This window comes from Streptomyces sp. PsTaAH-137 (assembly GCF_003259365.1).
GTDB lineage: Bacteria > Actinomycetota > Actinomycetes > Streptomycetales > Streptomycetaceae > Streptomyces.
This window is the reverse complement of sequence record NZ_QLLY01000005.1, coordinates 471,973-479,633: the sequence shown is the minus strand read 5'-3', so window position 1 is coordinate 479,633 and position 7,661 is coordinate 471,973. Positions and strand designations below refer to the sequence as shown.

Here is a 7,661-nt window from a genome sequence, read left to right as displayed (position 1 = left end):
GCATCTCATCGGCAGAGGCGGGGCGGGGCCGCAGTCGACGACGAGACGCAGGCTTTTAGGGGCACGGGGAACTGCGCGACCAGCCACGGCGGAGGGCTAGTCGGCTGCTACGAAAGTTCGGGCTGCCTTGTCGTGGAGGCATTGGCGCCAGGGGCGGTCGAAGGCGCCCCAGAGGACGCCGAGGATGCCGATCACCAGGACGCCGGGGACGCTGTAGGCGAGCCAGCGCTTGAGGGCGGCGCCGAAGGTCGGGGAGCTGTGCTCCTCGATGTCCCGGACGGACAGACCCAGCACCTTCTTGCCGAGCGTGCGCCCCCATTTGGCGGTCGGCAACGCCTCGTACAGCACACCGAAGACGAGGAGGACTCCGAGGACGATGCCCAGGTAGACGCCGGTGGTGCCGTCGATGAGCCAGACGGTGACCTGCCGGCCGGAGGCCTTGGCGGCGTCGATCTTGCCGTCGATGTGATCGGCCGCCCGGGTCCCCAGAGGAACGGCGGCGACGGCGGTGACCGCGCCGAGAACGACCGAATCGATGAGCCGCGCGACGAACCGCTTGCCGAGCCCGGCGGGCCGCGCACTCGCCTGGGCCTGCGCGGCGGCGAGGAAGGGATCGGTGACCACCGGCTTGAACGGGGTGACGGGACCGCCGCTCTCCGACGCGGGCGCGGGAGCAGGCGCAGGCGTCGCGAGCTGGTGCACCTGCTGCGCCCAGGAGGGCTGTCCGCCGCCCGGGCCCTGGGTGACGGGAGTGGGCAACGGGGCCTGCGGCTGGGCCGGGGCGGGCGCAGGCGCAGGCGCCGGTGCCGGTGCCGGTGCCGGGGTCGCCTGCTGCTTGGGCAGGGCGCGGATCGCCATGGTGCCCTCGGTGCGGACCGGAGCCGCGGCGCCGGGCCGCACGGCGCGGATCGACACGGTGCTGTCGGGACGCGGCTGCGCCTCGTCGGCGGCCGGTTCGGGCGCGGCTGACGCACCGTCGGGAGACCCCCAGGAGACCCGGCGGTCCTGCTCGCCGCCGAAGCCGGACTGCCGCGAGGCGTCGGCCTGCCAGGCGGAGGAGGGCTCGCTCGGCTGCGCCGCGGGCGCCTCGACGCTGCTGACGGCGCCGGTCTCCGGTCCGGTCTCCGTACGGACGGAGGGCTCCTCGTCGAGGAAGACCGGGCCCGTCTCCTCGGCGGGCGCGGGCTGGGCGGTGGCGCCCGGCGGGGCCGGCAGCCGTTCGCCGTCGGACGGCGCGGGGCGGCTGGTGCCGGGGACCCAGGCCGCACCGTTCCAGTACCGGACATATCCGGGAATGGACGGGTCGGGGTAGTAGCCTTCGCGGGGCCTGTCGTCACCGGGGGCCGGGGTTGGGGCGCTCATGTCCGTCGTCCCGTATCTGCTCGGGGGTCTTGTTGTGGCCTCTACGTCTATCAGACCACCGCGCCCGCCCGCGCCGCTCCGCCGTTACGGACCACTATCCGGGCATTCGCGGAGCCCGGAAAAAAACTTCGGCGAACTCGCGTAATGCCGCGGCCACATCGGCCTCTCACCTTGTACGGGCCCGCTCCAGGACCCGTACAGGCGAGAGGAAGCGCACGACATGCACTCCGTGGTGGAACGCGAACTAGAGCTGAAGCTGGTGTTGTCGCCCGAGCGAAGCATCCCCGTCCCGGCCCGGCTGACGTACCGGACAAACGACCCCTACGCCGTGCACATCACCTTCCACGTCGGGTCCGACCACCCGGTCAACTGGACGTTCGCGCGCGAACTGCTGGTGGAGGGCGTGTTCCGGCCGTGCGGGCACGGGGACGTGCGGGTGTGGCCGACGAAGGTGGACGGACGCAGTGTCGTGCTGATGGCGCTGACCTCGCCGGACGGCGACGCGCTGCTGGAAGCGCCGACCGCGCAGGTCTCGGCCTGGCTGGAGCGGACCCTGCGGGCGGTCCCGCCGGGCTCTGAGGCCGAGCGGCTCGGCATCGACGCCGGCCTGGCCGAGCTGCTCACGCCCACCCCGGCCGACGACCTCTACCTGCGCGACCCGTGGGGGTCGGACGAGTCGGACGGCCAGTGAGGGGTGACCGGTGAGGGGTGATCAGAACAGCTTGCCGGGGTTGAGCAGGCCGAGCGGGTCGAAGGCGGCCTTGACCGCCTGCTGCACCTCGACGCCCACGGGGCCGAGTTCGCGGGCCAGCCACTCCTTCTTCAGGACGCCGACGCCGTGTTCACCGGTGATGGTGCCGCCGAGTTCCAGGCCGAGCGCCATGATCTCGTCGAAGGACTCGCGGGCCCGGCGGCCCTCGTCCGCGTCCTGGGCGTCGAAGCAGACGGTGGGGTGCGTGTTGCCGTCGCCCGCGTGGGCGCAGACGCCGATGGTCAGCGCGTACTTCTCGGCGATCCGCTCGACGCCTTCGAGGAGTTCGCCGAGCTTCGAGCGCGGCACGCACACGTCGTCGATCATCGTGGTGCCCTTGACCGCTTCGAGCGCGGTGAGGGAGAGGCGCCGTGCCTGGAGCAGGAGTTCGGACTCCGCGGCGTCCTCGGCGGGCACGACCTGGGTGGCGCCCGCGGCCTCGCACAGGGCGCCGACGGCGGCGAGGTCGGCGGCCGGGTCCGGGGTGTCGAAGGCGGCCAGGAGCAGGGCCTCGGTGGTCTCCGGGAGTCCCATGTTCGCCATCGCGTTGACGGCCTTGACCGTCGTACGGTCCATGAGTTCGAGGAGTGACGGGACGTGGCCGCCCTCCATGATCCGGCAGACGGCGTCGCAGGCGGCCGCGGCGGAGCCGAACTCGGCGGCGAGCACCAGCTGTTGGGGCGGCTGCGGCTTGAGCGCGAGGGTCGCCTTCACCACGATGCCGAGGCTGCCCTCGGAGCCGACGAAGAGGCGGGTGAGGTCGTAGCCCGCGACGCCCTTGGCGGTGCGCCGGCCGGTGGACAGCAGGCGGCCGTCGGCGAGGACGACGTCGAGTCCGAGCACGTACTCCGCCGTCACCCCGTACTTCACGCAGCACAGGCCGCCCGAGGCCGTGCCGATGTTCCCGCCGATGGTGCACATCTCCCAACTGGACGGGTCCGGCGGGTAGTAGAGGCCGTGCTCGTTGACCGCGCGGGACAGCGTCGCGTTGATGACGCCCGGCTCGACGACCGCGATCCGGTCGACCGGGCTGATCTCCAGGATGCGGTCCATCTTGGTGAGGGAGAGCACGACGCAGCCGTCGCTGGCGTTGGCCGCGCCCGACAGGCCCGTGCGGGCGCCCTGCGGGACGACCGGGACGCGCAGCGCGGTGGCCGTGCGCATGACGTGCTGGACCTGTTCGACCGTGCGGGGCAGGACGACGGCGGCCGGGGCGCCCGCGTCGCAGAAACTCGCCATGTCGTGCGCGTAGGAGGCGGTGATGTCGGGATCGGTGACGATCGCCTCGGCGGGCAGCCCGTCGCCGAGCAGTTCGATGAGGGTGCGGCTCATGATCACAGCCTCGCACTCGGGGCCATCGGTGTGAACCCGTCTGTGGCCTCCACCGTGCGCTCTTCGTATTGACGCACAGTATGCGCCATGGAGATCGCCGAGAACGCCGAGGACGTCCAGACCTCCGCGCAGGCCGTGGCGCCCGTGCCGGAGCCCGTCGCCGCCCCACGCCGCCGCTCCCCCGCCGTGCGGCGCGCGGTCGTCGCCGCCGTCACCGGGTGCGCCGTGCTCGGCGGTGTGCTGGTGCTGCTGCCGGACGAGGAGAGCAGGCCCGCGCCGCTGCCCGGTCCGGCCGGGCGGGCGGTGATCGCGGCCGCCGTCGGGGCGCCGGCCGCGCTGCCGGATCTGACCGCGCTGATCGGGGAACGTGAGGCGCGGGTGCGCACGCATCCGCGGGACGGTCTGTCGTGGGCGGCGCTCGGGGCCGCCTACGTGGAGCGGGGCTCGCGGACCGCGCGGACCGACGACTTCCCCAGGGCCGATCGGGCGCTGCGCAGTTCGCTCGCCGCGCGACCGAAGGGGAACGTCGAGGCGCTCGACGGGCTCGCCGCCCTCGCGGCCGCCCGGGGCGACTGGCGCGGCGCCCGGGAGTACGGCGAGGCCGCGGTGAAGCTGGCGCCGAAGCGCTGGTCGTCGTACGTCTCGCTGGTCGACGGCTACCGCGGTACGGGCGACTACAAGGCCGCGGACCGCACCCTGGAGAAGCTGTCCGGGCTCTCCTCGGGCGCCGGTACCGCGGTGACGCTGCGCACGGCGGCCGTGTACGGGGACCGGGGCTGGCGGGAGGACGCCGCCGCGGTGCTCGTCGACGCGTCGGCGCGGGCCGGTACCCCGGCGGAGCGGGCCGCGCTGTTGCAGCGGGGCGGGGACCTCGCCTGGGACCGCGGGGAGCCGGCCGACGCGCTGCGGCACCAGGACGCCGCGCTCGCCGCCGATCCTTCCTGTCACGGGGCGCTCGCCGGGCGGGCCAGGGCGCTGGCCTCGCTGGGGCGCACCGCGGAGGCCGTGAAGGCGTATCAGCTGGCGCTGGCCAAGCGGCCCGAGCCGCAGTACGCGCTGGAGCTGGGCGAGCTGTTCGAGTCGCTGGGCGATGAGCGGGCCGCCGGTGCGCAGTACGCGGCGCTGCGGGCGCGGGTCGCCGCGCAGCGGGCGCACGGGGTGGACGACGCGCTCGTCCTCGGGCGGTTCGAGGCCGATCACGGAGACCCGGAGGCGGCCGTGGCGCGGCTGCGGGCGGAGTGGTCACGCGCGCCGGGGATCGCTGTCGCGGACGCGCTGGGGTGGGCCTATCACCGGGCCGGGGACGAGGATGCCGCGCACTGGTTCTTGCGGCGGGCCACCGATCGGCAGAAGGGCGGGACGGTGCGCAATGCTTCGTACTCATACCATCTCGGGGCCGTGGAGCGGGAGTTGGGGCTGTACGGGGCGGCTCGGCGGCATCTCGGGGAGGCGTTGCGCATCAATCCCGGGTTCTCGCCGTTGTACGGGCCCGAGGCCCAGGAGGCCCTGGACGCGCTGGGCTCACCGCCCGAGGGGGGCGTCCCGCAGATGTGGCCCCCGAAGCCGGCTCCGGCGCCCGCCAGGGCGCAGGCCGCGCCCAAGCGCCGCTGAGGGTTCGGTTCCGGGGCGAGTGCGGCTCTCGTCGTGGCTGGTCGCGCAGTTCCCCGCGCCCCTGAAGGCATGCGCTGCGCGCAGCCTTCCCCCTGGATGCCGCAGTGTCTCAGGGGCGCGGGGGAACCCCGTGATTACAGGTTGCCGCGCTTTTCCTGCTCCCTTTCGATCGCCTCGAACAGGGCCTTGAAGTTGCCCTTGCCGAAGCCCATCGAGCCGTGGCGTTCGATCATCTCGAAGAAGACGGTCGGCTTGTCCTGGACCGGCTTGGTGAAGATCTGGAGCAGGTAGCCGTCCTCGTCGCGGTCGACGAGGATCTTCAGCTCGCGCAGCGTCTCGACGGGGACGCGGGTCTCGCCCGCCCACTCGCCGAGGGTGTCGTAGTACGAGTCGGGGGTGTCCAGGAACGAGACGCCCGCGGCGCGCATGGCGCGGACGGAGGCGACGATGTCGTTCGTGGCGAGCGCGATGTGCTGGACGCCCGCGCCGCCGTAGAACTCCAGGTACTCGTCGATCTGGGACTTCTTCTTGGCGATGGCGGGCTCGTTGATCGGGAACTTGACCTTGAGGGTGCCGTCCGCGACGACCTTGGACATCAGCGCCGAGTACTCGGTCGCGATGTCGTCGCCGACGAACTCCTTCATGTTCGTGAAGCCCATGACCTTGTTGTAGAAGGCCACCCACTCGTTCATCTTGCCGAGCTCGACGTTGCCGACGCAGTGGTCGACGGCCTGGAAGGTGCGCTTGGCCGGCGGCTCCACGATCGGGGCGGCCGCGACGAAGCCGGGGAGGTACGGGCCGTCGTAGCCGGTGCGCTCGACGAGGGTGTGGCGGGTCTTGCCGTACGTGGCGATGGCGGCCCGGACCACGGTGCCGTGCTCGTCCTTCGACTCGTACGGCTCGACGATGCCGCGGGCGCCGTGCTCGACGGCATAGGCGTACGCGGCGCGCGCGTCCGGCACCTCGATGGCGAGGTCGACGACGCCGTCGCCGTGTGCCGCGACGTGCTCCTCCAGGAAGTGGCCCCAGTCGGTAGTGGCCTTGATGACGGAGGTGAGGACGAAGCGGGCGGAGCCGTTGGTGAGGACGTACGAAGCGGTCTCGCGGCTGCCGTTCTCCGGTCCGGAGTAGGCGACGAGCTTCATGCCGAAGGCGGTGGAGTAGTAGTGCGCGGCCTGCTTGGCGTTGCCGACGGCGAAGACGACCGCGTCCATTCCCTTCACCGGGAAGGGGTCGGCCTCGCGCGCGGTGCTGGGAGTGTGGGCTGCTGTCTCAGTCATGTCTGGAGGCTCCCGCCGTTCCACAAGGTGCGCAATAGTTTGCGTATTCGCTGGGCAATCTGACCAGTGCGGGGCCGATATCGGCGGGCTTTGTGTACAGGGTGACCACTGCGGAGGCGGGCATGGGGATCGATCAGCTGGACGGCCGGATCATCGTGCTGCTCGCGCGCGAGCCGCGGATCGGGGTCCTGGAGATGTCCCGGCGGCTGGGGGTGGCGCGCGGCACCGTGCAGGCGCGGCTGGACCGGCTTACCTCGAACGGAGTCATCCGCGGATTCGGTCCGCAGGTGGACCCGGCGGCGCTCGGCTACCCGGTCACCGCGTTCGCCACGCTGGAGATCCGGCAGGGGCAAGGAGCCGACGTCAGGGCGCACTTGGGCGGTGTCCCCGAGGTGCTGGAGCTGCACACGACGACCGGCAGCGGGGACATGCTGTGCCGGCTGGTGGCGCGCTCCAACGCGGATCTTCAGCGGGTGATCGACCTGGTTGTCGGTTTTGATGGCATCGTCCGGGCTTCCACCGCGATCGTCATGGAGAACCCCGTTCCGCTGCGCGTCATCCCGCTGGTGGAGCAGGCGTCGGGCGACTCCTGACGTGGGGCCGCCGGGAGATTCCCGGCGGCTGTACGTACAGCGCCCGGCGCGAGGCGCGATGAACTTCTGGGACTATCTCGGCAGCCATCACCAGCAGCTGCTGTTCGACGCGTACCAGCACGCCAGCGAGGTCTTCCAGTGCATGGTGCTGGCGACCGTGATCGGCGCGCTGATCGGCGTGATCACGTACCGCAGCGACTGGGCGGGCAACCTGGCCACCTCGGCGACCTCCACCATCCTGACCATCCCCTCGCTGGCCCTGCTCGGTCTGCTCATCCCGGTGGTCGGCATCGGTGTGGCGCCGACCGTCATCGCGCTGACCCTGTACGGGCTGCTGCCGATCGTGCGGAACGCGATCGTGGGCCTGCGCGGTGTCGACCCGCAGCTGATCGACGCGGCCAAGGGCATCGGGATGTCCCGGATGGCCCGGCTGGTGCGGGTGGAGCTGCCGCTGGCGTGGCCGCCGATCCTGACCGGCATCCGGGTCTCCACGCAGATGCTGATGGGCATCGCCGCGATCGCCGCCTACGCCTCCGGTCCCGGCCTCGGCAACGAGATTTTCCGCGGGATCGCCTCGCTGGGCAGCAAGAACGCACTGAACCAGGTACTCGCCGGGACCCTCGGCATCATCATCCTCGCCCTGCTCTTCGACGCCGTGTACGTCCTGATCGGGCGGCTGACCATCCCGAGGGGGATCCGTGTCTGAGACCACCCCGACCACGCCCGCCCAGC

General features: G+C 72.1%; 7 protein-coding genes. 4 read left to right on the top strand and 3 right to left on the bottom strand.

Annotated features, from left to right (window positions below):
* Nucleotides 1-96: 96 nt before the first annotated feature.
* Complete coding sequence (locus K377_RS13960) at nt 97-1,362, bottom strand: RDD family protein (RefSeq protein WP_111663612.1); 1,266 nt, start codon at nt 1,360-1,362, stop codon at nt 97-99.
* 220 nt (nt 1,363-1,582) lie between these two features.
* Between K377_RS13960 and K377_RS13955 the strand changes: the two genes are divergently transcribed.
* Nucleotides 1,583-2,053, top strand: coding sequence for an SsgA family sporulation/cell division regulator (locus tag K377_RS13955; RefSeq protein ID WP_111663611.1), 471 nt, complete (start codon nt 1,583-1,585; stop codon nt 2,051-2,053).
* Between the two features lie 21 nt (nt 2,054-2,074).
* Here the strand turns inward: K377_RS13955 and K377_RS13950 are convergent, their stop codons facing one another.
* On the bottom strand, nt 2,075-3,445 hold the full coding sequence (locus tag K377_RS13950; RefSeq protein WP_111663736.1) for an FAD-binding oxidoreductase: 1,371 nt from the start codon (nt 3,443-3,445) through the stop codon (nt 2,075-2,077).
* An 87-nt stretch (nt 3,446-3,532) separates the two neighbouring features.
* On the opposite strand from K377_RS13950, the gene K377_RS13945 reads away from it, so the two are divergent.
* Nucleotides 3,533-5,056 carry a tetratricopeptide repeat protein gene (locus K377_RS13945; RefSeq protein WP_111663610.1) on the top strand — a complete coding sequence of 508 codons (1,524 nt, stop codon included), beginning with the start codon at nt 3,533-3,535 and terminating at the stop codon, nt 5,054-5,056.
* A 134-nt stretch (nt 5,057-5,190) separates the two neighbouring features.
* Here K377_RS13945 and hppD read toward each other — a convergent pair whose 3' ends face one another.
* Nucleotides 5,191-6,336 carry a 4-hydroxyphenylpyruvate dioxygenase gene (gene hppD / locus K377_RS13940; RefSeq protein WP_111663609.1) on the bottom strand — a complete coding sequence of 382 codons (1,146 nt, stop codon included), beginning with the start codon at nt 6,334-6,336 and terminating at the stop codon, nt 5,191-5,193.
* Between the two features lie 122 nt (nt 6,337-6,458).
* Between hppD and K377_RS13935 the strand changes: the two genes are divergently transcribed.
* Both K377_RS13935 and K377_RS13930 read left to right on the top strand, forming a co-directional pair.
* A complete protein-coding gene (locus tag K377_RS13935) occupies nt 6,459-6,929 on the top strand; it encodes an Lrp/AsnC family transcriptional regulator (RefSeq protein ID WP_111663608.1) in 471 nt (156 codons plus the stop codon).
* Nucleotides 6,930-6,987: 58 nt separating this feature from the next.
* Nucleotides 6,988-7,635 (top strand): ABC transporter permease, encoded by a 648-nt coding sequence (locus K377_RS13930; protein ID WP_111663607.1) that lies wholly within the window; start codon nt 6,988-6,990, stop codon nt 7,633-7,635.
* The last annotated feature ends 26 nt before the right edge of the window (nt 7,636-7,661 follow it).